The 448-nt window shown below is 47.8% G+C and carries 2 tRNA genes; both read left to right on the plus strand.

What is annotated here, in order from left to right:
• Positions 1 to 104 precede the first annotated feature (104 nt).
• Positions 105 to 179: transfer RNA gene (locus tag MTF70_RS24310), tRNA-Gly, on the plus strand.
• A 13-nt stretch (positions 180 to 192) separates the two neighbouring features.
• Positions 193 to 268: transfer RNA gene (locus tag MTF70_RS24315), tRNA-Thr, on the plus strand.
• Positions 269 to 448: the final 180 nt, after the last annotated feature.

The following is a 448-nucleotide window of genomic DNA, read 5'->3' on the forward strand; positions in this document are numbered from 1 at the left end:
GGCCAAAGGGAGCAGACTGTAAATCTGCCGGCACTGCCTTCGATGGTTCGAATCCGTCCCCCTCCACCATATTCTTTAGGAAATAGCTCTCAGAGTTACGTGTTGCGGGCATCGTATAATGGCTATTACCTCAGCCTTCCAAGCTGATGATGCGGGTTCGATTCCCGCTGCCCGCTCCACTCTAATTTGAGTGCTGATATAGCTCAGGTGGTAGAGCGCATCCTTGGTAAGGATGAGGTCGGCAGTTCGAGTCTGCCTATCAGCACCAGCTCTCAAGTTTATTTCCTTTTGATATTAGATTTACCAATTATCTTTTTTTGGTTGCGTGGTCAATTTGGGCCACCTAAATCCGTACCTAGAGGGACCACTCATGTCTAAAGAAAAATTTGAACGTACGAAACCGCACGTTAACGTTGGTACTATCGGCCACGTTGACCACGGTAAAACA

It is taken from the genome of Vibrio sp. 2CM40D (genome assembly GCF_023161825.1).
GTDB classification, from domain to species: Bacteria; Pseudomonadota; Gammaproteobacteria; order Enterobacterales; family Vibrionaceae; genus Vibrio; species Vibrio alginolyticus.